At 70.2% G+C, this 24,972-nt stretch carries 21 protein-coding genes; 11 read left to right on the forward strand and 10 right to left on the reverse strand.

Translation table 11 applies throughout. The annotated features are described in order from the left end of the window. Nucleotides 1-99, forward strand: a 99-nt coding sequence (locus ACI2KI_RS09760; RefSeq protein ID WP_404620245.1) for a hypothetical protein, incomplete at its 5' end; no start/stop codon positions are given. A gap of 76 nt (nt 100-175) precedes the next feature. On the opposite strand, the gene ACI2KI_RS09765 is transcribed toward ACI2KI_RS09760, so the two are convergent. Then, a complete protein-coding gene (locus ACI2KI_RS09765; RefSeq protein WP_292085203.1) occupies nt 176-619 on the reverse strand; it encodes a surface-adhesin E family protein in 444 nt (147 codons plus the stop codon). A 102-nt stretch (nt 620-721) separates the two neighbouring features. On the opposite strand from ACI2KI_RS09765, the gene ACI2KI_RS09770 reads away from it, so the two are divergent. Further along, nucleotides 722-1,600, forward strand: coding sequence for an alpha/beta fold hydrolase (locus tag ACI2KI_RS09770; RefSeq protein ID WP_404619623.1), 879 nt, complete (start codon nt 722-724; stop codon nt 1,598-1,600). Between the two features lie 4 nt (nt 1,601-1,604). On the opposite strand, the gene ACI2KI_RS09775 is transcribed toward ACI2KI_RS09770, so the two are convergent. Both ACI2KI_RS09775 and recQ read right to left on the reverse strand, forming a co-directional pair. Next, the gene (locus ACI2KI_RS09775) at nt 1,605-3,119 is read right to left on the reverse strand and encodes a peptidase S41 (RefSeq protein WP_404619625.1); all 1,515 of its coding nucleotides are present in this window, start codon (nt 3,117-3,119) and stop codon (nt 1,605-1,607) included. Between the two features lie 85 nt (nt 3,120-3,204). Continuing rightward, the gene (recQ, locus tag ACI2KI_RS09780) at nt 3,205-5,079 is read right to left on the reverse strand and encodes a DNA helicase RecQ (protein ID WP_404619627.1); all 1,875 of its coding nucleotides are present in this window, start codon (nt 5,077-5,079) and stop codon (nt 3,205-3,207) included. Between the two features lie 215 nt (nt 5,080-5,294). On the opposite strand from recQ, the gene ACI2KI_RS09785 reads away from it, so the two are divergent. The 8 genes from ACI2KI_RS09785 (at nt 5,295) to ACI2KI_RS09820 (ending at nt 12,535) form a co-directional block, all read left to right on the forward strand. Further along, nucleotides 5,295-6,194, forward strand: coding sequence for a class I SAM-dependent methyltransferase (locus ACI2KI_RS09785; protein ID WP_404619629.1), 900 nt, complete (start codon nt 5,295-5,297; stop codon nt 6,192-6,194). Continuing rightward, nucleotides 6,195-6,932: a pseudouridine synthase gene (locus tag ACI2KI_RS09790; protein ID WP_404619631.1), complete on the forward strand. Its 738-nt coding sequence runs from the start codon at nt 6,195-6,197 to the stop codon at nt 6,930-6,932. It abuts the gene before it with no gap. Between the two features lie 199 nt (nt 6,933-7,131). Then, nucleotides 7,132-7,782, forward strand: coding sequence for a phosphoribosylanthranilate isomerase (locus ACI2KI_RS09795; RefSeq protein WP_404619633.1), 651 nt, complete (start codon nt 7,132-7,134; stop codon nt 7,780-7,782). 32 nt (nt 7,783-7,814) lie between these two features. Continuing rightward, nucleotides 7,815-9,029 carry a tryptophan synthase subunit beta gene (trpB, locus tag ACI2KI_RS09800; RefSeq protein WP_404619635.1) on the forward strand — a complete coding sequence of 405 codons (1,215 nt, stop codon included), beginning with the start codon at nt 7,815-7,817 and terminating at the stop codon, nt 9,027-9,029. A 2-nt stretch (nt 9,030-9,031) separates the two neighbouring features. Continuing rightward, the gene (locus tag ACI2KI_RS09805; RefSeq protein ID WP_404619637.1) at nt 9,032-9,511 is read left to right on the forward strand and encodes a hypothetical protein; all 480 of its coding nucleotides are present in this window, start codon (nt 9,032-9,034) and stop codon (nt 9,509-9,511) included. After that, entirely contained in the window at nt 9,508-10,350 is an 843-nt protein-coding gene (gene trpA, locus ACI2KI_RS09810; RefSeq protein WP_404619639.1) for a tryptophan synthase subunit alpha, read from the forward strand. Before ACI2KI_RS09805 ends, trpA begins: the two co-directional genes overlap by 4 nt. Before the next feature lie 10 nt (nt 10,351-10,360). Then, on the forward strand, nt 10,361-11,251 hold the full coding sequence (locus ACI2KI_RS09815) for an acetyl-CoA carboxylase carboxyltransferase subunit beta (protein ID WP_404619641.1): 891 nt from the start codon (nt 10,361-10,363) through the stop codon (nt 11,249-11,251). A 9-nt stretch (nt 11,252-11,260) separates the two neighbouring features. Beyond that, entirely contained in the window at nt 11,261-12,535 is a 1,275-nt protein-coding gene (locus ACI2KI_RS09820) for a bifunctional folylpolyglutamate synthase/dihydrofolate synthase (protein WP_404619643.1), read from the forward strand. Nucleotides 12,536-12,612: 77 nt separating this feature from the next. Here ACI2KI_RS09820 and trxA read toward each other — a convergent pair whose 3' ends face one another. The 7 genes from trxA to ACI2KI_RS09855 form a co-directional block, all read right to left on the reverse strand. After that, entirely contained in the window at nt 12,613-12,945 is a 333-nt protein-coding gene (trxA, locus tag ACI2KI_RS09825; RefSeq protein WP_404619645.1) for a thioredoxin, read from the reverse strand. A 124-nt stretch (nt 12,946-13,069) separates the two neighbouring features. Beyond that, complete coding sequence (gene addA / locus ACI2KI_RS09830; protein WP_404619647.1) at nt 13,070-16,525, reverse strand: double-strand break repair helicase AddA; 3,456 nt, start codon at nt 16,523-16,525, stop codon at nt 13,070-13,072. Continuing rightward, the gene (gene addB / locus ACI2KI_RS09835; RefSeq protein WP_404619649.1) at nt 16,522-19,602 is read right to left on the reverse strand and encodes a double-strand break repair protein AddB; all 3,081 of its coding nucleotides are present in this window, start codon (nt 19,600-19,602) and stop codon (nt 16,522-16,524) included. The genes addA and addB overlap by 4 nt, the downstream gene beginning before the upstream one ends. A gap of 2 nt (nt 19,603-19,604) precedes the next feature. Continuing rightward, nucleotides 19,605-20,297 (reverse strand): N-acetylmuramate alpha-1-phosphate uridylyltransferase MurU, encoded by a 693-nt coding sequence (murU, locus tag ACI2KI_RS09840; RefSeq protein WP_404620247.1) that lies wholly within the window; start codon nt 20,295-20,297, stop codon nt 19,605-19,607. 29 nt (nt 20,298-20,326) lie between these two features. Then, a complete protein-coding gene (amgK, locus tag ACI2KI_RS09845) occupies nt 20,327-21,415 on the reverse strand; it encodes an N-acetylmuramate/N-acetylglucosamine kinase AmgK (protein ID WP_404619651.1) in 1,089 nt (362 codons plus the stop codon). Next, nucleotides 21,408-21,869 carry a tRNA (adenosine(37)-N6)-threonylcarbamoyltransferase complex ATPase subunit type 1 TsaE gene (tsaE, locus tag ACI2KI_RS09850; RefSeq protein WP_404619653.1) on the reverse strand — a complete coding sequence of 154 codons (462 nt, stop codon included), beginning with the start codon at nt 21,867-21,869 and terminating at the stop codon, nt 21,408-21,410. The genes amgK and tsaE overlap by 8 nt, the downstream gene beginning before the upstream one ends. After that, nucleotides 21,866-22,705 (reverse strand): GNAT family N-acetyltransferase, encoded by an 840-nt coding sequence (locus ACI2KI_RS09855; RefSeq protein WP_404619655.1) that lies wholly within the window; start codon nt 22,703-22,705, stop codon nt 21,866-21,868. Before ACI2KI_RS09855 ends, tsaE begins: the two co-directional genes overlap by 4 nt. Here ACI2KI_RS09855 and ACI2KI_RS09860 point away from each other — a divergent pair. After that, the gene (locus tag ACI2KI_RS09860) at nt 22,704-24,902 is read left to right on the forward strand and encodes a prolyl oligopeptidase family serine peptidase (protein WP_404619657.1); all 2,199 of its coding nucleotides are present in this window, start codon (nt 22,704-22,706) and stop codon (nt 24,900-24,902) included. The genes ACI2KI_RS09855 and ACI2KI_RS09860 overlap by 2 nt on opposite strands. Nucleotides 24,903-24,972 lie beyond the last annotated feature (70 nt).

Here is a 24,972-nt window from a genome sequence, read left to right on the forward strand (position 1 = left end):
GTGGTCGGCAACTCCGTCGCCGCCGCCGTGGTCGCCAAGTGGGAAGGCGAGCTGGACGACATCCCTGAAGGGGACGCGCCCAAGCCCGCCGCCGCTTAAGGCGTCAGACGCACCTAATGAAAAGGCCGCCCCATCGCTGGGGCGGCCTTTTTGCTGGGCGATGATGTGCGCTCGGCTACTGGCCGCGCCCGCTGTCGATATAGGCCTTGATGGAGCTTGCGTTGGGGCCGTCCGCGCGGGCGCCCTCGCAGACGATGGGCTGGATATAGGCGCTCAGGCTGGTGGGGCGAATGTCGTCCCAGGCGGGGTCGGCCTCGGGATAGCGCTCGACTTCGGCGCCGTCGGGTCCGTACTCGATTTCGGCCAGGATGCGCGCCTGCTTGGCGGCGCAACGGATCTCGTATTCATCGATCTTGTGGCTGTAGTCCCCGGCGGGAGACTGCAGCGAGACGCGGGCCACGCGGATGCTGGACGCGTCGCCGACCGTGGCGATTCCCCCGACATCGGCGAGATAGACCAGTCGGGCGTTGCGCGAAAAGGCGTTCCATTCTTCGGCGGACGCTGCGCCCGCAGATACGGCGGCGGCGGCGAGAATGGCGGTCAATAGGATGGGCTTCATAGGATCCTCCCCAGGATGAGACGATTTCACACCCGAAACGGCGAAAATTCAACTAGCTCCCTCTGCCGACTCTTCGCCGTGATCCAAGGCTAGGTTTTTCTGATGACGCGCTTTCTTTTGAGTCTTCTGGTCCTGTTGTGGAGCCCTGCGTTGGCTCTGGCGGCGGCTCCCGGCGCCTTCCAGTCTGACCGGATCGTGGTCGAGACGCGCGGTTCCGGTCCGGACGTCATCCTGATCCCTGGCCTGGCTTCGACATCGGCCGTCTGGACGCGCACGGCCAGCGCTCTGGAGGGGCGATACCGGGTCCATCTGGTGACGGTGCGCGGTTTCGGCGACGTGCCGGCCCTGGCCAATGATGCGGGTTTGATCGGCGCTCCGGCTGCAGCCGAGATTCGGCGCTACATCGCCGAGCGGGAACTGACCCGGCCTGCCGTGATCGGTCACTCTATGGGCGGCCAAATCGCCCTGCGGGTCGCCGCCGACGCCGGGCCGCGGGTGGGCCGGGTCATGGTGGTGGACGCCTCGCCCTTTTTTCCGTCGCTGATCAGCGCGGACGCCACGACGGGGGATGTGGAGCCTCTGGCGCGGCTGGCCTATCAGGGCCTGCTGCTGTTCGGCGACGAAGCGTTGAAGACCCAGGCCCAAGGGATGGGGGCCGATATGGGCGGCGCGGCGGACAGTCTGTTCGGCACGCTCGGCTGGCAGGGCGGCGACCGACGCACCCTGGCGCAGGGCCTTTACGAGGTGATGACGGTGGACCTGCGTTCGCGCCTGCCTTTGATCACCGCCCCTGTCACCGTCGTCTATGGCTGGAGCGCCGACGACCGCAGCCCCCGCAGCCATATCGACGGCCTGTTCCGCGCCGGTTATCGCAGCCTGCCGCGCCCCGCCGCCTTCGAGCGGATCGAAGGGGCCGAGCACATGGTCATGATCGACCAGCCGCGCCGTTTCCAGGCGGCGGTCGAACGCTTCCTGCGCTGAGGCTTCAGTCCGGCTGAAGCCTGCGGATCGCGGCCAGCAGGGCCGCGTCGTCGCTCATGTCGCCTGCGATGATATACTGGGGGCGTTGCGGCTCGTTGTTGCCGCGCGCGCGGCCGCGATAGACCTTCATCGGCACGGCGATCTGGGCCAGGCCGCTGGGCAGGACGGGTTCGCGGATCTCCATGTAGACGGTGTCGGCCGAGGTCTCGCGCCCGACCTGGAGGGCGCCTGCGGTCTTCCACAGATCCACGGCGTCGAGGCAGGCGGAACCGCAGCTGGAATCGGTCAGGACATAGACCCGGCCGGCCATCAGCTGCGGCGCGGGCGGCGGGGGGGCGGCGTCGGCCGGCTTCTCGTCATTGGCGCTGCGCCAGTAGACCTGACCCGCGGCGTGGGCGGCCTTCATGCCGTTGATGGCGTCTTCGGCCCAGGCGATCAGCTCGGGTTGCCCGTTCGTGGCGCGCAGCTTGTCGAGGAAGGCGGAGATTTCGGCGATATTGCCGTCCGAGGCGCGCCACTCGACGGCCTCTATCGCCGGCTCGGGATGGGCGGCCATCCAGGCGTCGCCCCACAGAACCTGGGCCATCAGCTGGCTCCAGTGCGAGGAGCCGCCGCCGTTGCCGCGCAGGTCCAGCACCACATAGGGGGCGGCGCGCAGGGCGTCCTGTTTGGTCTTCATGTCGGCGATCAGGGCGGTCAGCTCGGCAAGGGTTTCGCTGGACGGATCGCCGTTGAACGAGGGCGTCGAGATCCAGAAGCCGCCGTCGTCGAAATGCTTCAGGCCGAAGTCGGTCGCGGCGCGCTGGGCCAGCTTGGCGCGACGGGCGTAGATGTCCTCGGGCGTGGCGCGCCAGTTCAGGGCGTAGGTCTTCGTCGCGCCGTCGGCCTCGAATCGGCACTGGCGCATCTCTCCGATCCACGGGTTTTGCGCGCTGAGGAACTGCCAGTCGCCGTAGAGGGTGCGTTGGGCTTCCAGGAACCAGCGGCCCCGGAACTGGCCGATGCGCTGTTCCGCCAGGGCCTCGGCGGCCACGCCGTCGCAGTCGATCAGTCGGGCGCCGAGGGGCGGCGTCGCGGCGTCGGCGGGTTCGCGGTCGGCCACCACCTGATCGGCGCCGCGATAGACGGTGAGGAAGCCGGGCCAGCGGGTGGGGAAGCCGTAGTTCGGCTGGGTGATGCTGATGCCGACATGGCCGTCCTCGAAGCTGGCGACATAGGCGCGCAACGCCCACCACCAGCCGCCTGCGTCGGTGGTTGTCTTGGCCCGCTCCAGGGCGACGGTCAGGCCTTCCTCCAGTCGGGGTTTGAAGGCCGGGTTGAGCGGGTCGTGCACGCCCGGGTGGCTGTCAATCATGATGTCATGCAGGCCGGTAGCGTCCTGCGTCAGGGTTGCGGACCAGTCGCGCGGCAGGTCCATAGGCTTGGGCGCGTCGGCCGGGGCGTCTTGCGCCAAGGCCTGAGTATGAACCGCGCTCGCCATCGCCAGACAGGCTGCGCCCGCCGTCAGAAACCGCTTCATGCCCAATCTCCCCTCTGAATGTAGAGGCGAGAAATGGCAGGGCGACGAGGGGTCTTCCAGTTACGCTTTGGTCATGGAACGCGGATCAGTCCGCCGCACGAAGGGCGTCCAGCACGCCCTTGCCGTAGCGTTCCAGCTTGCCGGCGCCGACGCCGGAGATGCGGCCCAGGGCGTCGAGGTTGCGCGGCTCGCTGAGGGCGATCTCGACCAGGGTCTTGTCCTGGAAGATGACATAGGGCGGAACGTGCTGCTCGGCGGCGCGGTCGCGGCGCCAGGCGCGCAGGACCTCGAAGCGGGCGCGCACGTCGGTGTCCAGCGCCTCGGCGGCCAGGTTGCGGCCGGCGTTGCGACGCGGACGTTCGGCCTCGACCACGCGGACCGGGGCCTTGCGCACCAGAACTGGGCGCTCGCCGCGATAGACGGCGCGGACGGCCTCGGGGTCGCCCAGCTGGATGATAGGCTTTCCCTCGTTCGGGTCCTCGACCAGCAGGCCCTCGAACAGCAGGTGGTCGATGACGTCGCGCCAGGCGGTCAGCGACAGGTCGGCACCGATGCCCCAGGTGGACAGGTTCGCCTCCCACGGCTGGACATCCTTGGTCTTGCCCAGCAGGTGGTCGACGATGCGGGTCCGGCCGAAGCGTTCGCCGAGGCGTTGCACCGCCGCCAGAGCCTTTTGCGCCGGGACCACGGCGTCGAAGGTGGCGGGCGGGTCGCCGCAGATGTCGCAGACGCCGCAGGGTTGGGCGTCGGTTTCGCCGAAGTAGCGGCGCACGGCCTGAGGGCGGCAGACGGCGCCGTCCAGCATGGCGAACAGCTGGCGCACCTTGCGCGTCTGGACCTGCTTGACCTCCTCGGCCATCGGCCGGCCTTCGAGGCGGCGCAGGGACCAGGCGATGTCGGACGGGCCGTAGAGGGTGATGCCCTCGGCGGGCTCGCCGTCGCGTCCGGCGCGGCCGATCTCCTGCCAGTAGGCTTCGAGGCTGCCGGGCGGATCGGCGTGGATGACGAAGCGGACGTCGGGTTTGTCCACCCCCATGCCGAAGGCGATGGTGGCGACCATGACGGCGCCGTCTTCGGCCAGGAAGCGCTCCAGCCGCTTGTCGCGTTCGCGCGCGTCGAAGCCGGCGTGATAGGCGATGGCGTTGGTCCCGGCGTCGCGCAGGGTCTGCGCCACGCGCTCGCAGCCGTCGCGGCTGCCGCAATAGACCACGCCGGACTTGCCGCGTCGCTCGCGCACCAGATCAACCACGGCGGCGTCGGTGCGCGCACGGCTGCCGTTGATCTTGCGCTCGGCGGACAGTTGCAGGTTGGGGCGGGCGAAGCTGTCGACGAAGACGCGGGCCTCGCCGAGGCGCAGCGAGGCGAGGATGTCGTCGCGGGTGCGGGCGTCGGCGGTGGCGGTGACGGCGATGCGCGGGACGCCGGGGAAGATCTCGGCCAGACGGCCCAGCGAGCGATAGTCAGGGCGGAAGTCGTGGCCCCACTGACTGACGCAGTGGGCCTCGTCGATGGCGATCAGGCTGAGGTCGATCTCGGACAGGCGCTCCAGCATGGAGCCCGCGGCCAAGCCTTCGGGCGAGACGTAGAGCAGGTCCAGTTCGCCCGAGCGGGCGGCGCGCCAGATGGCGGAGCGCTCCTCCATCGGCACGCCGGAATCGAGACGGGCGGCGGCCACGCCCTGCTGCTTCAGGGCTTCGACCTGATCGGTCATCAGGGCGATCAGCGGCGACACCACCAGGCCGACGCCGGGGTGCAGGATGGCGGGGATCTGATAGCAGACGCTCTTGCCGCCGCCGGTCGGCAGGACGGCCATGACGTCGCGCCCGGCCAGAACCTCGGCCACGACCTGGGCTTGCAGGCCGCGAAAATCGGCATGGCCCCAGACCCGGCCCAGAACCTCGCGCGCGGCGCCCAGGTCGAGCGAAGCGGGCGAAGCGGAACGGACGGGGTCTGCAAGCATCGGCGGGTTGTGCCTGATCCGTTCGGGGGTGTCACCCTCGCTCAGTCCTGCCGTCATCCCGGACGGCCGCAGGCCGATCCGGGACCCAGGCGGTGGATCATGGCGGACCCTCGCCGCAAGAGCAGGCGTCTGGTCCAGGGTTCTGCTGCGCAGCCCCGGGATGACGGAGGCGTGAGAGCTACGCGACGACGAAGAAAGCGTTTAAGGAGCGCCCCATGACCACGATCCTTTATGGCCGCCCGCCGGCGGTGTTCGACGTGCCGACCGGCGCCGTGCAGACCTCGCCCCTGATCCCCGGCGCGACGGCGCTGGAAGCCCTCGCCCCGGGTTCGGTGGACGAGGCCATGATCTACGCCCCGCCGGGCGTGGTGGAGCGGCGCTACACCTTGGCTCTGGCGCTGCGGGCGCTGAAGGTCGGCGGACGCCTGGACGTCATGGCGCCCAAGGACAAGGGCGGCTCGCGTCTGGGCAAGGAGCTGAGGGGTTTCGGCCTTGAGGTCGGGGAGACGGCCAAGGCCCACCATCGTCGCTGCGTCGTCATCCGTCCCGAGACCATCGCGGGGCTGGACGCGGCGATTGCGGCAGGCGCCCTGCAGCAGGTCGAGGGTCTGGACGCCTGGTCGCAGCCGGGCGTCTTCGCTTGGGACCGGGTTGATCCGGGCACGGCCCTGCTGGCCGGGGTCATGCCGCCGCTGAAGGGCGCGGGCGCCGACCTGGGCTGCGGTTTCGGTGCCCTGTCGCTGGTGGCGCTGCGGTCGCCGGCCGTGACGAGCCTGCGCCTGGTCGACATCGACCGGCGCGCCATCGCGGCGGCGCAGAAGAACGTCGAGGACCCGCGCGCGACCTTTGAATGGGCCGATGTGCGCACCCTGCCGACGGCGGGCGAGCTCAACTTCATCGTCAGCAATCCGCCCTTCCACGACGGCGGAACCGAGGATCGACGCCTGGGCCAGAACTTCATCCGCCAGGCGGCGGCCCTGCTGAAGACCGGCGGCGTGGCCTGGCTGGTCGCCAACAGGCACCTGCCCTACGAGGCCGAGCTGAACGCCGCCTTCAAGCGGGTGCGGATGGTCGCCGATCAGGGCGGCTACAAGATCTTCGAGGCGGTGAAGTAGGTGGCGGGCAAGGTTCCTACCTCGCGGGTGGACAAGCTGCTGGGGTCGATGGGCTACGGCTCGCGGGCCGAGATGGCGCGGCTGGGCAAGGCGGGCGGCATCGTGCTGGACGGCGCCGATCTGACCGATGTGTCGAAACGCATTCCGGTGACGCCCGACCTGCCGACGCGGATGGAGATCGACGGCGAGCCGCTGGACCCGGTGGCCGGTCTGGTCATGCTGTTGAACAAGCCGCTGGGCATGACCTGTTCGCGCAAGGAAGACGGGGCGCTGGTCTATGACATCCTGCCGGATCGGTGGAAGCGTCGCGACCCGGCCATCTCGACCGTCGGGCGGCTGGACAAGCAGACCTCGGGCCTGCTGCTGCTGACCGACGACGGCGACCTGCTGCACCGGGTGATCAGCCCCAAGCGCCACGTGGCCAAGGTCTATCGCGCGACGCTGGCGCGGCCGCTGGTCGGAACCGAGGGGGCGCTGTTCGCCTCGGGCGACCTGGTGCTGGAGGGCGAGGACAAGCCCTTGTCGCCCGCCACTCTGGAGGTGGTGTCGCCGACCGAGGCCCTTCTGACCGTGACCGAGGGGCGCTATCATCAGGTGCGCCGTATGTTCGCGGCGGCGGGCAACCACGTCGAGGCCCTGCACCGCGAGCGTCTGGGCGGACTGGTTCTGCCGGACGATCTGGGGCCGGGCGAGTGGAAGCTGCTGACGCCGGACGAGATCGAGCTGATCTTCGCCTGAAGCTCTTCCTCGCCGACATCCCGGACAAGGCTCGCTTGCGAGCCGCCGATCCGGGACCCAGGCGGCGGGTCTATCCGCCGATGTCGAACCCTGTATCTGGCGTCTGGGTCCCGGATAGCCCTGACGGGCTTCCGGGATGATGGCGTGAAAGGGAAGGGCGGCGCTTGACCTCTTCGCCCCCCTCGCGCACCTCCATCCCATGACCCAGCCGACGACCTTGGCCAAGATTTGCGGACTGACGACGCCTGAGACGCTGGACGCAGCCCTGCACGGCGGCGCGGCCTTTGTCGGGGCGGTGGTGTTCGAGAAGAGCCCGCGTCACATTCCGCCGCTGCACGCCGCGACCCTGTTCGACCGGGCGAGGAAGCGGGCCAGGATCGTCGCGGTGCTCGTCGATCCCGACGACGGCCTGCTGACCGAGGTGGGGCTGATCCTGCGGCCCGACCTGATTCAGCTGCATGGTCATGAGACGCCGCAGCGCGCCGCCGAGGTGCGGCGTCTGACGGGGGCGGGGATCATCAAGGCCCTGCCGATCCGCAGCGAGGCCGACTTCGCCTCCGTGCCGGATTGGGCGGGCGTGGCCGATCATCTTCTGTTCGACGCCAAGCCGCCCGAAGGCTCCAGCCTGCCCGGCGGCGTGGGGGCCTCGTTCGACTGGTCGCTGATGCAGAACCGGGCGCTGCCGGCACGCTGGTTCCTCGCAGGCGGCCTCGACCCGCAAAATGTCACCGAGGCGGTGCGGATTTCGGGGGCGCCCTTGGTCGATGTCTCCTCTGGCGTCGAAAGCGCGCCCGGTGTTAAGGACCCTGACCTGATCCACGCCTTCCTCAAGGCCGTATCCCGGTCCTGATTTCGTCGCCTTCCCGCGAAAGACTGCCGCTCGTGAACGCAATCCTCTCGAATTCCTACGCCTGGCCTGACGCCGAGGGCCGTTTCGGTCCCTATGGCGGCCGCTTCGTGCCCGAGACCCTGATGCCGCTCATTCATGAGCTGAATGCGGCCTATGAGGCGGCCAAGGCCGACCCCGGTTTCCAGGCCGAGCTTGACGGCTTCCTGACCCACTATGTCGGTCGCGAGAGCCCGCTCTATTTCGCCGAGCGCCTGACCGATCACTTCGGCGGGGCGAAAATCTGGCTGAAGCGCGAGGACCTGAACCACACGGGCGCGCACAAGATCAACAACTGCATGGGCCAGATTCTGCTGGCGCGGCGCATGGGCAAGACGCGGATCATCGCCGAGACCGGCGCCGGTCAGCACGGCGTGGCCTCGGCTACCGTCTGCGCCCGCTTCGGCCTGCCCTGCACCGTCTATATGGGCGCGGTGGACGTCGAGCGTCAGCAGCCCAACGTCTTCCGCATGAAGCTGCTGGGGGCCGAGGTCGCGGCGGTCACGGCGGGGGCGGCGACGCTGAAGGACGCCATGAACGAGGCGATGCGTGACTGGGTCACCAACGTCGAGGACACCTACTACATCATCGGCACGGCGGCGGGCCCGGCCCCCTATCCGGCCATGGTGCGCGACTTCCAGTCGGTCATCGGCAAGGAGATCAAGCGCCAGTCTCAGGCCCAGATCGGCCGTCTGCCCGACGCCGTGGTGGCCTGCATCGGCGGCGGCTCCAACGCCATCGGCGCCATGCACCCCTTCATCGAGGACGAGGGCGTGCGCCTGATCGGCGTCGAGGCGGCGGGCCATGGTCTGGACACCCCCGAACACGCCGCCAGCCTGAAGGGCGGCCGCCCGGGCGTGCTGCACGGCAACCGCACCTATCTGCTGCAGGACGCCGACGGTCAGATTCTGGAAGGCCACTCCATCTCGGCCGGTCTGGACTATCCGGGCATCGGGCCGGAGCACGCCTGGCTGAACGACCTGGGGCGCGGCGAATACCTGTCGGCCACCGACGACGAGGCTCTGGAGGCCTTCCAACTTCTGTCGAAACTGGAAGGCATCATCCCGGCGCTGGAGCCCTCGCACGCCCTCGCCCGCATCGGCGAAGTCGCGAACGACGTGGGCAAGGGCGGCGATGTCGTGCTGGTCCTGTCGGGCCGGGGCGACAAGGATATTTTCACTGTGGCCAAACATCTCGGCGTGGAGCTTTGAGCATGAAGACCCTTTTGATCGCGGCCCTGGTCGCCGCCGTTTCGCCGACGCTGACGATGGCCAAGACCCAGGCGGCCCCCGCCGCGCCGGCTCCGGTTCAGGCGGCGGCCACCGGACCGCAAGGCGTGCCCGCTGCCGACACCCCGCTGCTCGGAGCCGCCAAGGCCGCGCCCGACTGCGGCAACCTGCATGGACTGAACGGCCGCGCCTTCTGCGTCACCGCGCCCCTGGCTGGCGTCGGCGCCCTGGCTGAAGCCTATATCGCTCATTTCGAGAGCCAGGGCTGGTTGGCGGCGGGCGGCGACGACAACCGCGTGGTCCTGATCAAGCGCAAGGACGGCGGCGTCTGCGACGGCCTGCAGATGGTGGCCTTCTATGACACCTCGGGGCCTGCCGCGCCGGAATCGCCGGGCTATCTCGGCTTCGCCACCATCCCCGGCAATGTCTGCGCCGCCCAGCCGGCGGGAGCGACGCCCCAGTGACGACGGCCCGCATCGACGCCCGTTTCGCCGCGCTGAAGGCCGAGGGCCGGGCCGGGTTCATCCCCTATGTCATGACCGGCGATCCCAGCCGCGACGAGGCGCTGGAGATCCTGCGCGGCCTGCCCGCCGCAGGGGCGGATCTGATCGAACTGGGTCTGGCCTTCTCCGACCCTATGGCCGAGGGGCCGCCGATCCAGCGCGCCGCCCTGCGCGGGCTGGCGGCGGGGATGACCCTGCGCGGCACCCTCGATCTGGTGGCCGATTTCCGGGCGGGCGACGACGCCACCCCGGTCATCCTGATGGGCTATCTGAACCCGGTCGAGAGCTATGGCTATGAGGCCTTCGCGCACGACGCCGCTGAGGCCGGCGTGGACGGTCTGATCGTCGTCGATTGTCCGCCGGAAGAGGCTGGGCCCCTGGCGGCGGCGCTGGACGCGAAGTCCGTGTCGCTGATCCGTCTGGCCACGCCGACCTCGGACGACGACCGGCTGAAGGTCATCGCCCAGGGCACCTCGGGCTTTGTCTACTATGTCTCGGTTGCGGGCGTGACGGGCGTGAAGGAGGCGCAGGCCGCGTCCGTCGCCCCCGCCGTCGAACGGGTCCGCAAGGCTGCGAACCTGCCGGTCGCCGTCGGCTTCGGCGTCAAGACGCCCGAGCGCGCCGCCGAAATCGCCCGCGTGGCCGATGCGGTGGTGGCGGGGTCCGTCTTCGTCGATGAAGTAGCCGCCGCTTTGGCGGCGAACGAACCGACCGTCCCCCGCGTTCTGGCCAGGGTGAAGGCCCTGGCGGACGCGGTGAAAACCGCCAGAACTAGTGCTTCCGTCGCGGAAACCGTCTAAAGGCGCGCTCATGGTCGACAAGAATCCTGAGAACAAGCCGCGCGGCGGCTGGCTGTCCCGCTTCGCTCCGGGCGTGCGCAAGATCGTCAGCCGGCGCGACACGCCCGACAACCTATGGGTCAAGGACCCGGACAGCGGCGAGATGCTGTTCCGCACCGACCTGGAGGCGGCCCTGTGGGTCACGCCGTCGGGCCGTCATATGCGGATCAATGCGCCGACGCGCCTGAAGGCCACTTTCGATGACGGCGTGTTCGAGAGCATCGACACCCCGGATGTGCCGGAAGACCCGCTGAAGTTCTCGGACGGCAAGCCCTATCGCGATCGCCTGAACGCGGCGCGCAAGGCGGCGGGCCGCAAGGACACCATGGCGATCGGCTTCGGCAAGATCGACGGCGTGGCCGCGGTCGTCATCGTCCAGGACTTCACCTTCATGGGCGGGTCGCTGGGCATGGCGGCGGGCGAGGCCTTCGTCGCCGCCGCCCGTGAGGCGGTGAAGCGCGGCGTGCCCTTCGTCTGCTTCACCGCCGCCGGCGGCGCGCGGATGCAGGAAGGCGCCCTCAGCCTGATGCAGATGGCGCGCACGACCCTGGCCGTGCAGGAAGTGAAGGCGGCGCAACTGCCTTACGTCGTCGTCCTGACCGACCCGACCACGGGGGGCGTGACCGCTTCCTACGCCATGCTGGGCGACGTCCATCTGGCCGAGCCGGGCGCCCTGATCGGCTTCGCCGGTCCGCGCGTGATCGAGACCACCATCCGCGAGAAACTGCCGCCGGGCTTCCAGCGCGCCGAGTATCTTCAGGGCAAGGGCATGGTCGACAAGGTGGTGGCGCGCGGCGATTTGCCGATGACGCTGGGCCAGATCATGTCCATGCTGATGGGCGGCAAGCGCAAGGCGGCCTAAGGGCGCCTGATGGACCCGATCTCGGAACGCCTGCGCGCCCGCCATCCCCAGCGCATCGACCTGTCGCTGAACCGGATGCGGGCGCTGTGCGCGGTTCTGGGCGACCCGCAGGATCGGTTGCCGCCGGTGGTCCATGTCGCCGGCACCAACGGCAAGGGTTCGACCGTCTCCCTGATCCGGGCCATCGCCGAGGCGGCGGGCCTGCGGGTCCATGCCTACACTTCGCCGCATCTGGTGCGTTTCAACGAGCGCATCCGTCTGGCCGGGACCCTGATCAGCGACGACTATCTCAACGACGTGCTGAATCGGATCGAGGCGGTGTCGGGTGAGGCCACCGTCTTCGAAAGCACGACCGCCGCCGCTTTTGTGGCCATGAGCGAGACGCCTGCTGATCTGGCCATCATCGAGGTGGGCCTGGGCGGATCGCTGGACGCCACCAACGTCATCGACCGGCCTCTGCTGAGCGTCATCACCCCCGTCGATCTGGATCATGCGGAGTTCCTGGGCGACAGGATCGAAGGCGTCGCCGCCGAGAAGGCGGGCATTCTGAAAGCTGGGGCGCGCGGCGTCGTCGCCCGTCAGTCCGAGGCCGTCATGGCCGTGATCGAGCGACGCGCGGCCGAGGTTCGATCGCCGCTGACCGTCATGGGCGTGGATTTCGACGCCTGGGCCGAGCGCGGCGGGCTGGTCTATCAGGATCAGGAGCGTTTCCTCGACCTGCCGGCCCCGGCGCTGAGCGGCCCGCACCAGTTCGACAACGCGGGCGTGGCCGTGGCCGCCGCCCTGGAGCTGGACCTGCCCGAAGCCGCCATCGCCGAGGGGCTGAAATCCGTGCGCTGGCCCGCGCGGATGCAGCGGCTGACGGCGGGACCCTATGCCGAGAAGGCGCAAGCGGCGGACGCAGAGCTGTGGCTGGACGGCGGACATAATCCTCACGCCGGAAGGGCCTTGGCCCGGACCCTGGCCGAGCGTCAGGCGCGAGCGCCGCGGCCCACCGCCCTGATCGTGGCCATGCTGGCCAACAAGGACGCGGGCGGCTTCTTCGAGGCGCTGAAGGGCGTGGACGCCCAGGTCTTCACCGTGGCCTTCGACGGTGCGGCGGCGGACCCGGCGTCCTTGGCCGCCGTGGCGCAGGGGCGCGGCTTCGGCGCCCTGCCGACGACCTCGGTGGACGAGGCTCTGGACCGGGCCCTGGCGCTCGGCGCCGGCCGCATCGTCATCTGCGGCTCGTTGTATTTGGCCGGCGAGGTGCTGGGCGCCAGTCCCGAGACCTGGCCCGTCTAGGCGCCGGTCTGAAACGCGCATGAAAAAAGGCGGCGGGCCTTTCGGCGCCGCCGCCCGATCTCATCAACTGAGACGGACTACTCCGCCTTGACGCCGGCCTCGGCCAGCCATTCGACGATCTTGCCCTTGGGCATGGCGCCGACCTTCATCGAGGCCAGCTGGCCGTCCTTGAACAGCATCAGGGTCGGGATGCCTTTGACGCCCATCTTGGAGGGGGTCATGGGGCTGTCGTCGATGTTGACCTTTGCGATCGTCACCTGACCGGCCAGTTCGTCGGCGATCTGCTCCAGCGCGGGGCCGATCTGCTTGCAGGGGCCGCACCACTCGGCCCAGAAGTCCACCAGGACGGGGGTCGAGGATTTCAGGACGTCGGCGTCGAAGCTTTCGTCGGTGACTTTCACGGTCGCCATGAATGGCTCTCCTTAAGGGCGCTATCGCTCGGCCTGCGAGGCCTCGCTGTTTGAGCGCGTTTAGCGGCGCGCCGAATGGAAGGCTCGGCGTTCCCGGCAGATGTGGGAGCGATTTGCGCACAAATCAACGCGCATCTGAAAGCGCGGCGTCCATCAGGCCTTGTGGGATCGCCATCAGCTTCGGTCCATCGGTCCACACCAGGGCCGCCTCGACGGCGCGGTCGGGGTAGAGGCGACGCAGTACGGCCGTATAGACCGCCATCTGCAGCACATAGGCCGGGTCGGCGTCCTCGATCCTGTCTGGGGCCGGGCGGTTGGACTTGAAGTCCACCACCAGCACCCGTTCGGGCGTGACCACCAGCCGGTCGATGCGGCCCGAGATGGAGACGCCGGGCGGCAGGTCGGGCGAGGAGCCGGTCACGGCCACCTCGGCGCGGGAGCCTGCGCCGAAGACGGGGTTGAAGCGGGCATCGTCCAGCACGGCGAAGGCGGCGCCGATCATTTCGGCGCGCTGCTCGTCCGACAGGTCGCGTTCGCGGGCCAGCATCCGCACGGCGGCGTCGGGCCGGTCGGACGGGGCGATGTCGGGCAGGCGTTCCAGCAGGCGGTGGATCAGGTCGCCGCGCCGGAACCGGCCCAGACCGGCGCCGGGCCCTTCGCCACGCGCGAGCGGAGAAGGCGCCGGGATGCGTTTCTGCTCCTGCATCTGCGACGGCGAGGCGAAGCGGGCGCCGGCGTCGCGGGCGGGGGTCGTGCGGGTCCAGCCGGGGGCTTCCGGGCAGGCCTCGGTCGCGGCGGTCACGGCGGGCAGGACGTCGAGATCGACGCCGTAGCGGCGGACATTGTTGTCGAGCGTGCGGACCTCGTCGCCGAGCCGGTCAAAGGTCTCTTCGATGACCGACCACCAGTCGCCGGGCTCGGGCGACCGCTTGGAGCCGCGACCCATGACGATGACGCGGTCGCGGGCGCGGGTCAGGGCGACGTAGAGCAGGCGCAGGGATTCGTCGCTGACGCGGGCGTCGCGCGCGGCGCGGGCGGCCTCGGAGGCGGAGCAGTCCTCCTTCGACGAGCCGGGGCACATCAGCCAGGCCTCGCCCTCGCCCATGCCGATGGCGTCCAGCGCGACGGGCATCAGGCTCGGCCCCTGCGCCTTCGCCTTCATGGTAGTGTCGGGCAGGATGACGACGGGCGCCTCCAGCCCCTTGGCGCCGTGGACGGTCATGACGCGAACCTCGCCGCGCGGGCCTTCCAGTTCGCGCTTCACCTCGACGTCGGCCGCTTCCAGCAGGGCGAGGCAGGTCTCCAGATCGACCCCGCCCCGGTTTTCGGCGGCCAGGACCTGATTGAGGGTCTCGTCGATGGCTTCCTCGGCCTCGCGCCCCAGACGCGTCAGCACGCGGGCGCGGCCCGAGACGCCCATGTCGTCCACCCGGTTCAGCAGGGTGGAGAAGAAGGCGAAGGGGGCGCTGTCGCGCGCGGCGCGGGCGCTCAGGCACAGCTCCAGCGCGCGGCGCCATTCGGGGCGTTCGTCGGCGCGTTGCTTCAGCTCGCGCCACAGGCCCTGACGCTTCTCAAGCCCGGCCAGATCATAGAGCGAGGCCTCGTCCACGTCGCAGAAGGGGCTGCGCAGCACCTCGGCCAGCGACAGGTCGTCGCCGGGGAAGAGGGCGAAGCGAGCCAGCGCCTTCAGGTCGTCGAAGACGATGTGGCTCGACAGCTTCAGCCGGTCGGCGCCCGCGACGGGCACGCCCGCGCTCTTCAGGGCGCGGATGATCTCTTCGAAGGTGGCGTCGCGGCGGCGCACCAGGATGAGGAAGTCGCCATAGCCGCTGGCGCGCGGCTGGCGCGTGTTGCGGTCATAGACGGTCGCCCCGGTCTCGACCTGACGCTTGATCTCCTGGGCCAGGGCGGCGGCCATGCGCTTGCGGGCGCCGGCGATGCCTTCCTGATCGACGGGATCGTCCCAGGCGTCGCGCTCGGGCGGGGCCTCGTCCATAAACAGGGGCCAGAGATCGACGCTGCCGCGCTGGTCGACGCGGGCGGGCAGGTGGCGGGGGATGTCGCCCGCTTCGCCGACCAGGGCGCGGGTGCGCGCGGGATCATTGAAGGCGTGATCGACAAAGGCCAGCACATCCTCGGTCGAGCGATAGGAGGTCTCCAGCGGGACGCCCTCGAAGGCGGAACCGGAGGCCCGGATCAGGGCGTCATAGACTTGGGATTCCTGACGCAGCCGTTCCGGCCGGGCACCCTGGAATGAGTAGATCGACTGCTTCTCGTCACCGACGGCGAAGACGGTGCGGTCGGTTTCTTCGCCAGAGAAAAACTCGCCGGTCAGGGCGCGCATGATGGCCCATTGCTCGGGCGCGGTGTCCTGGGCCTCGTCGATCAGGACGTGGTCGATGCCGCCGTCCAGCTTGTACAGCACCCAGGCGGCGGTCGAGCGCGCGGTCAGCAGGTCGACGGTCTTGGCCACCAGATCGGAGAAATCCAGCGCCCCGCGCTCGGCCTTGGCCGCCTCGTAGAAGGCGGCGTGGGCCACGGCGAGCGTCAGCAGCTTGATGGTGTCGGCGGCGACCTTGGCGGCGCGCACCACGTCCAGCGTGGCTAGATATTTGGCCTGAAGATCGGTCAGCCAGCCGCCGGCGTCGGGCGGGGCCTGCTTGGTCGCCATCGACTTGCGCGGCGATCCCGTGCCGGTGAGGAAGACGACGCCGAGGCCGTGGAAGCTCCATTCGTGATCCAGAGCGTGGATCAGTTCGGCGGCGCGATCCTTGTCGGTCTTGCCCCCGGTCGCCATCAGCTCGGCCATGCGGCGGGCTTCGCCCCGGTCCAGCCAGCGGATGAAGTCGGCCTCGATCTCGTCGTGCGACTGTTCGGGATCGGCGCCGGTCAGGGCGTGGGGACCGGGAGCCGAGCCGTCGCCGACGCGGGCGACATAGTCGGTCAGGTCGGCGCGTCTGGCCTCGATCATGGCCAGCAGGCTTTCGAAGCGGCCCCAGTCCAGCTCGACGGCGAAATGGCTGTAGGCCTGACCCACGGGGCCGTCGGGATCGCGCAGCGCGGCGCGGGCCAGTTCTTCGCGCGCGGCGTGGCTGAGGGCGATGGCGGCCTCGTTCTCCAGCACTGTGAAGCGCGGCGAGACGCCCGCCTCGATGGGGAAGCGGCGCAGCAGCTTTTCGCAGAAGGCGTGGATGGTCTGGATCTTCAGACCGCCGGGCGTCTCCAGCGCGCGGGCGAACAGACGGCGCGCCTCGGACAGGCGGGCGGGGTTGAGGCCGGCGGGATCGCTGGCGTCCAGCCGGGCCAGTTCGGCGGACAGGGCGGCGTCGTCCATGACCGCCCACTTGCCCAGGGTCTCGAACAGGCGGGCCTGCATCTCGGCGGCGGCGGCCTTGGTGTAGGTGACGCAGAGGATGGCCGAGGCCCCGGCTCCGCCCAGCAGCAGGCGGGCCACGCGGCTGACCAGGGTGGTGGTCTTGCCCGAGCCGGCGTTGGCGGTGACGAAGACCGACAGGGCAGGATCGGCAGCGCGGATCTGGGGATCGGGCCGGGCGGTCATGCTCGGAGTGGCGATGTTCATTCGCTGTCGCCTTCTTCGCCGCCGACGACGTGCCATTCCCAGACCCGGGCCAGATGGTCGTAGTTGCCGCCGTAGTTGCCCATGAACTGGGGCGCGGCCCAGGAGACATAGGGGGTGTTCGGGTCATCGAAGCGGGCCACCCGCTTCTTCAGGCCTTCGAGCGCGGCTTCGCCCAGAGCGGCGGCTTCGGCGCCGGAGGCGCGCACCGCGACCTCGCCCGCCTTCTTGCGCCCGACGACGCGGACATAGGTCAGTTCGTCGGCAGGCACGGGACCATTGGTGTCCTTGAAGCCGCCATCGGCGAGGATGGCGGCGGTCAGGGTCAGTTGGGGCGCAAAGCCCGCCTTGACCTGTTTGCCCGACGGCACGCCGCCGGTCTTGAAGTCCATGATGGCGGCCCCGCTTGCGCCCACCTCGATGCGGTCGGCATAGGCCTTCATGGTGAAGGGGCCGGCGGGAGCGTCGAAGGTCATGGTCCCCTGCTGCTCGATCAGCAGGGTGACGCCGCGCGCCCGGCGCTCGGCCTCGAACCCGGCCAGCCAGCGGGCGCAGTTCTTCGCCAGCGGCGTCTCGCGCGCCATGGCGGCGTCCTCGAAGCCGTGGGCGGTCAGCTCCTCGATCAGCAACTGTTCGATCTGGTCTTCGCAGTCGTCGGGCAGGACATGGGGCCACATCAGGGTCATGCGCTCGATGGCCTTGTGCACCGCATTGCCGCGCGCCATCGCCTCGGCCGAGGCGCCGGGGCGGTCCATGATGTTCAGGCCCAGCACCCACTGGGCGTAGATGGCGTAGGGGTCGCGCACCCAGCGTTCGATGCGGGTGACATAGAGGCTGCGCGGACGGCGCTCGACCGGGGGCTTCGGCATGGGGCGCGGCGCGAAACGGGCGGCGCCGGGCGGCGGGGCGTCCAGCGCCCGGGTCCAGTCGGCCAGACCGGCGGCCGCGGGGATGGCGACCGGGGTGGCGGGGGCGTCGGCTCCGCGCGTCAGCATTTCCAAGCGCCACAGCCAGCGTGAGCGCACGGCGGGCTGGCCGCCGCGGCGTTCGCAGTGGATCAGGATGGCCTCGTCGGCGCAGGCGGCCTGGACGAAGTCCTGCGCCGTCTGGCCCAGACGCCGCTCGGGCGTGGGCAGGCCGAGGGTCTTGCGCATGGGGCGCGACAGGAAGGGATCGACCGGGGCGGGACGGGGCCAGACGCCTTCCTCCAGCCCGGCCAGGATCATGCGGTCGGCGCGGGTCAGGCGGGCCTCGATGGCGCCCAGAATGCGCAGACGCGGGTGGGTGGCGCCGCCGGTGCGCACCGTCTCCTCGCCCAGCAGGCCGGCGATCAGGGCGGCGAAGTCGGCGCGGCTGACCGCGCCCAGCGACCCGCCGCCGTCGATCAGGGCCGACAGCAGAGAGGCGGCGGCCTCGCCGTCGGGACCGGCCCAGGCGTTCTGGCCGGCGAGCGCCTCGATCAGGGCAGTCAGGGCGCGCGCGGCGGCGTCGGGGGCGGCGGTGGGCGTGAAGACGGACAGGGCTTCGGCGGCGAGTTGCTCAAGACGCGCGGTCAAGGCGCGGGCGCCGGACAGGCGGGCGGCTTTCCACTCGGGCAGGGGCTGGCCGCCGCGACCGGGCTCGGCGGCTTTCAGCAGGCGTTTGTGCACCTCAGCCCAGTCGCGGGGACGCGGGCCGCGCAGGGCGTGTTCTTCCAGCGCCGAGGCGGCGTCGGAGAGAGACGCGCCGCCAAGATCCAGCCGGGTCAGCGGATGTTTGATCAGGGCCAGCAGGGTCTGGGGCTTCAGCGGGGTTTCGATGAAGCGGGCGGCGAGGTCGACCAGAACCCCCGCGCTCATCCGCGACAGCGGGGCGCCGGTCGAGGCGTCGGGGACGATGCCCCAGCGCGCCAGCCGGGCCTCGACCCGCCGCGACAGGTCCAGATCGGGGGTGACGAGGGCGCAGGTCTGGCCGGGCCGTTCCAGGGCCTCGCGCATCAGCAGGGCGATGGCCGTGGCGGCCTCTTCCTCGGCGCGGACACTGAGGGAAGACAGGCCCTTCAGCCCCTCGTTGATGGGGTCGGCGGCCTGCCCCGCCTCGGCGGCGTCGGCGCGCAGGCGGGCGATCTCGGCGCGCCAGTCGTCGGTGGCCTCGGCAGGGCGCAGGGCCTCGTTGATCAGGCGCTGGCGGGCCAGACCGCGCGCTTCGATGCGCGACTCGACGGCGGGCTTGAACCAGGGGCGGACCTGATCGCGCGAGATGTCGGCGCGGGTCAGCAGGGCCTTCAGCGCGGCCTGCGGGTGCTGGTCGTCGATGCGGTCCCAGACGTCGTCGGCCAGATCGAGGTCGAGACCGGGCAGGACGACCACGCCCTGAGGCGCGCGGGCCACGGCGGCCAGGACGTCGGCGGCTGCGGGGACGGTGCCGGTCGAACCGGCGGCGATGACGGGCTGTTGCGGCGGGCGCGCGTCCCAGGCCTCGGCCAGCCGGCGCAGCAGGGTGGCGCGGCGCCAGGCGGAATCGACCAGGCCGAGCGCCTCCAGCCGTTTCGGCCAGGCCTCGACGGCGAGGCCGAGGAAGCGGGCGCTGTCCTGCCAGTGGGCAGCCAGATCCTGTTCGGCCAACCCGGCGATGCGTGACAGGTCGGAGACTTCTTCAAGCTGGCAGGAATCGAGGAAGCCGCCCAGGGCATCGGCCATTTCGAGGGCGCGCAGGGGCTTCATCCCCGGCTCGAACTCTTCGACGATCATCCGCGCCATCTCGAAACGGCGGGTCAGGGGGGCGATGGCGGGGGGCAGGTCCAGGCCCAGTTCGCCGGGAGCGAAGGGCGGCTCGTCCTCTTCCAGATCGCCGAGCGGGCGCACCTGGGGCAGCAGGACGGGGCGGTCGCCGGCCTGCTTGCCCAGCGCCGAGGAGAAGGCGCGGGCGGCGCGGCGGTTGGGCAGCAGGATGGTGGCGTCGGTCAGGGTTTCGGGCGTCTGATCGCCCAGCCAGTGGAGCACGCCCGCCGCGAGGTCTTCGAGGAAGGGCCGCCAGGCGGGCACGGCGCGCCAGCGCGGCCCGGTTCCGGCGAACGGATCGAAACGGCCCCTCTCCGACATGGTCAGCCCTCGTCCTTCAGTCGGGCCTCGGCCTCGTCGCGGGCCTGAGGGTCGCCGACGTGCATCCAGTCGCCGTCCAGCACGCAGCCGTAGAGGCGGCCTTGGGCGGCGGAAGCGCGCCACAGGGGGCTGAGCGAGAAGGGGCCGTCGGGACCCTGGTCGGCATAGTCGGGGCGGGTGATGTGGACGCCCATGTAGGCGTAAGGCGCGGAGGCGGCCTCGCCCCGGAAGGTGAGTTGGCCGTCGTCGCCGAGGAAGAAGTCGCCGCCGCCCTCGAAGCCGATCGAGCCTTCGCGTTTGGCCAGCAGCAGGGCGGCGTCCATGCGCTCGGGGTCCCACAGACGGATCAGGTCAGACAGGGCGTCGCCGCGGTCTATCCAGACGCTGTCGATATTGGCCACGAAGACGGGATCGTCGCCGAGCAGGGGCTGCGCCTTTTTCAGCCCGCCGCCGGTTTCCAGCAGTTCGGCGCGCTCGTCGGAGATGACGACCGCCGGACGGGTGCGGGCGGCCAGATGGTTTTCCAGCCGGTCGGCGAACCAGTGGACATTGACCACGGCCTTTGTGACGCCTGCCTCGGCCAGCCGGTCGAGGACGTGGTCGATCAGGGCGCGGCCGCCGACCTCGACCAGGGCCTTGGGCCGGTCGTCGGTCAGGGGGCGCATCCGCGTGCCGAGCCCGGCTGCGAGGACCATGGCGGTTGTGGGGGCGGTCTTGGGAGCGGTCATCGGCGGACGTCCTCGGGCACGTGGCGGTCCATCCAGGCGGCGACGGGCTCGAGGCCGGGGGCCTTCAGGTTGGCGTTCAGGTGGGCCCACATGCGCGGCATGAAGGCGGCGTATTTCCGCTTGGCGTCGCGGGCGATCAGGCGGGCGAAGACGCCGAGGATGCGCGCCTCGTTCAGCGCCGCCAAACCGGCGTAGGCCGCCATGAAGGCCTCGCGGTCGGTGTCGGGGCGCAGGGTGAAATAGTGGTCGAGCGCCACGGCCTCCAACTCGGGCGAGACGTCGCGGCGAGCGTCCTGCAACAGGGAGTGGAGGTCCCACGACGGGTGGGCCTTCACCGCGTCCTGGAAGTCGATCAGGCCGACCGAGGCGGCGCCGGTCCGGTCGGCCAGCCGGATCAGGTTCTCGGCGTGATAGTCGCGGTGGGCCATGACGGTGGCCCCCGCCTCGCCCGCCGCCGTGATCGGGGCCCAGACGGTGCGCCATTCGGCGACGGCGTCGTCATTGAAGGCCAGCGACGGGATCAACTTCGGCAGCCATTCGACGAACAGATCGGCCCCGCCTTGCAGCGCCGTCTGGTCATAGGTCAGCAGGGGCCAGTCGCCCGCGGCTCCGCTCAGGACCTCGGGCGTCGGGGCGGCGTGCAGGACGGCCAGGGCCTCGACGGCGGCGCGATAGAGGGGGGCTTCCTCGGCGCCTTCGTTGATGACATTGGCGAACAGGGCGTCGCCGAAGTCCTCGATCACGGCCAGGCCGTTGGGGGCGTCAACGGCGACGATCTCAGGCGCGGACAGGCCGAGCGACTTCAGGTGGGCGGCGACGGCGGCGAAGGCCTCGATGCGGCCGGCGGACAGGCGGGCGACGGCGTTCCAGCCGTGGGCGTGGCGCTGTTCCGGCGTCCACGACGGATCGCAGGGCTGGCTCTCGGCGGCGGGGGCCTGATCCATCAGCATCAGGGTCGCGCCCGAGGCCGTGGTCAGGCGCTCGTAGCGGCGCGTCGAGGCGTCGCCGGGAAGGGGCGCGCGGACGGCCTCGGCCAGCCCGGCCGAGCGCAGAAAATCGAGACGGAGGGCTTCGCGGTCAGACATGGACTTCCTTCAGTTTCGCTTCCCACGACCCTGCGCCAGAAACGGTCGCAAGGCGGCCTTCGCCGTCTTCGGCGATGGTGATCGTCAGCCGGTCGGGGCCGAGCATCCGGCCCGGATCTTCGCCCAGACGCTCGGGCCATTCGATCAGGGCGCAGCCCTCGTCCAGGGCTTCGTCCAGCCCGATCTCGAAGGCCTCCTCGGGACGGGTCAGGCGATAGAGGTCGAAGTGGGCGATGGGCGGATCGCTCTCATAGAACTGGACCAGAGTGAAGGTGGGGCTGGGCACGTCCTCGTCGGGCGAGGTCAGGGCGCGGATCAGGCCGCGCGCCAGCGTCGACTTGCCCATGCCGAGCGGGCCGTAGAGCAGGACGGCTTCGCCGGGCGCCAGCAGGGGGGCGATGGCCTGGCCCAGACGGGTCGTGGCCTCGGCGTCGATCAGTTCAAAGGTCGTCATGCGAACACTGCGTCGGGGTCGGTCGAGAGGACGCGCTCGACAAAGGTTTTCAGCGCCTCGGTGGCGCGGGCGGCGTCGATGTCGAGCCGTTCGGACGGAATAGGATGGCCGACGCTGAGGTCGAAGGCGCGCCCCTGCTTGTTCAGCAGTTCGTGGAAGAGGGTGATGTCGCGCAGTTCCTGGGAGAAGCGGTCGAACAGGTGGAAGAGGCGGCTGGTCGGCCCGGCGACGTGGATCGGGACCACCGGGGCCTCGTACTTGCGGGCGAGCGAGGCGGCGGTCGTGGCCCATTCGGGATCGGTCAGGCGACCTTGCTCGTCCACGCGGGCCAGCCGCCCGGCAGGGAACATGACGACGCAGCGCTCGGCTTCGAAGGCGTCTTTCGCCGATTGAAGTGTGGCGCGGGTCTTTTCGCGGGTGCGCTTGGCCGTGACCCATTCGACCGGGACGACGGTTTCCGCCAGGCGCGGCGAGACCCGCAGGGCGTCAGCGTTGGCGAAATAGATCAGGTCGTCGCGCACGGTGCGCAGGGCGTCGTGGACGGCCAGGCCGTCGGCGATGCCGGTCGGGTGGTTGCAGATGACCAGGCAGCGGCCCGCAGCCGGCAGACGGTTCAGATTCTGCGTCTCGACCGTCAGTTCCAGCAGGTCCGAGACATAGTCCAGCGCCTGACGCCCTCCCATCGGGCCGATGGCGTCGGCCATGCGCCGGGCCTTGGCGTAGTCCAGCAGGCCGTAGAGGGCGGGGCGGACCAGCGGCCAGGCGGCGGAGCGCGTCAGGCGCGGCGCGCGCTCGGCGATCAGCACGTCGACGATATGGGACGAGGCGGGACTCATGACCCTGCTTGTCGCCGCTCCCGGCGGCGGCGGCAAGCGGCTTGGCGCGCGGGATTCGACGGCCTATCAATCCTGCGACGCTGTTTCAGGGATGGGTTGGAAGATGCAATCACGCTGGATGCTGGCCGCCGCTTTCGGCGCCTTGATGACGGCGGCTTCGCCCGCCACCGCCCTGAGTGAAGCGGTTCAGACCGCCGCTGCGCCTGTCGCCGAGGCCCCCGCCGCCCGCGCCGGGCTCGGGGTCAAGGAACTGGCGATGATGGAGCGAGTCAGCGATCCGCGCGTCTCGCCCGATGGTCGCCGCATCCTCTACGCTGTGCGCACCACCGACTGGGACGGCAACAAGGGCGTCAACGCCCTTTGGCTGGCCGACGTCGACGGAGCGACGCCGCCTCGCAAGCTGGCGGTTTCCGAGGGCGGCGTCTCGGGCGCGCGCTGGGCGCCGGACGGTCAGGCCATCTATTTCCTGTCCTCGCGCGGCGGATCGAACCAGGTCTGGCGCGCCGATCGTGAGGGCATGGCGGCGGCCCAGGTGACGACCCTGCCGATCGACGTCTCGGGCTTCCGCATCGCCGAGGACGGGCGTTCGTTGATCCTGGCGGTCTCGGTCTTCACCGACTGCGCCACCTTGCAATGCGTCAAGGATCGGCTGGCCGAGCGGGCCAAGAGCGGGCTTCAGGCCTATGACCGCCTGCCGCTGCGGGTGTTCGACCGCTGGGCCGACGGGCGCCGCACCCACCTGTTCAGCCAGCCGCTGAACGGCTCGGGCCTGGCCGGCGGCGAGGCGCGTGACCTGATGCCGGGTCTGGACGCCGACGTGGCGGCGGGCGACGGCGACTTCACCCTGTCGCGCGACGGCAAGACCCTGATCTACAGCACCCAGAAGCAGGGCGCGGGCGAGCCCTTCACCAACAACAGCGACCTCTACCGCGTGTCGCTGGACGGCGGAGCGCCAGTCAACCTGACCGAGGGCAACAAGGGCGCGGACGGCAACCCGGCCTTCTCGCCGGACGGTCGTCGCCTGGCCTGGCTGGCCTCGCCGCGCGAGAACGTCGGGGGCGATCAGGCCGTGGTCATGATTGCCGACGCCAGCGGGGACAACGCCCGGCAACTGACCCACTGGGATCGCGGGCCGTCGGGCCTGACCTGGCGCTCGGACGGTCGCGCCCTCTACGTCACCGCCGCGGACGAGGGGCAGAATCGTCTGTTCGAGATCGACGCCCGTACCGGTGCGGTGAAGGCCCTGACCGGCGACGGCGCGGTCAACGCCTTTGACGAGGCGGCGGGCGTCCTCGCTTACGCTCAGGACAGCTTCACCGCCCCGACCCAGGTCTTCGTGTCGAAGAACGGCGGCGCGGCGCGTCAGGCGACCCAGCACAACGCCGAGGTTCTGGCGCGCCTGGATCTCCCCGAGGCCGAGCCTATCAGCTTCGCTGGCTGGAACAACGAGACGGCGCACGGCTGGGTGTTCAAACCGGCTGGCTATGTTGAGGGCCGCCAGTATCCGGCGGTCTATCTGATCCACGGCGGGCCCAAGTCGCCGTGGACCGAGAGCTGGTCCTATCGCTGGAATCCGCAGGTCTATACGGCGGCGGGCTATGCGGTGGTGATGGTCAACTTCCACGGCTCGCCGGGCTATGGCCAGGCCTTCACCGACGCCATCAACGACCACTGGGGCGACCGCCCGCTGGAAGATCTGCAGAAGGGCTGGCAGGCCGCGCTGGCGGCCAATCCGTGGATCGACGGCGACCGGGCCTGCGCGCTCGGCGCCTCCTACGGCGGCTATATGGTCAACACCATCGCGGGCAAGTGGAACGGGCCGTGGCGCTGCCTGGTCAACCACGCCGGAGTGTTCGACGTTCCGCAGCTGATGAACGCCATGGACATCGGCAACTTCATCCACGAGTTCGGCGGCCCCAGCTGGACGCGCAAGGACCTGTACGACGCCTTCAACCCCGAGACCTATGTCGCGGACTGGAAAAAGCCGATGCTGGTGCTGCACGGATCCAAGGACTTCCGCGTGCCGATGGAGCAGGGTCTGGCCACCTTCTCGGCCCTGCAGCGCGAGGGCATCCCCAGCCGCTTCGTCCACGTCCCGGACGAGAACCACTGGGTGCTGAAGCCCCGGACCTGGGTCGACTGGCAGCAGGAGATTCTGGACTGGACCGCGCGCTGGACGGCGGAGGGGCGGAACTAAAACGGGACTTTGCGGGCGGCGCATGGGGGTATAGGCCTTCTGGCAGATCGAAATCCGCTTGAGGAGCGTC

Source organism: Brevundimonas sp. NPDC046655, from assembly GCF_044901625.1.
Classification (GTDB): Bacteria; Pseudomonadota; Alphaproteobacteria; order Caulobacterales; family Caulobacteraceae; genus Brevundimonas.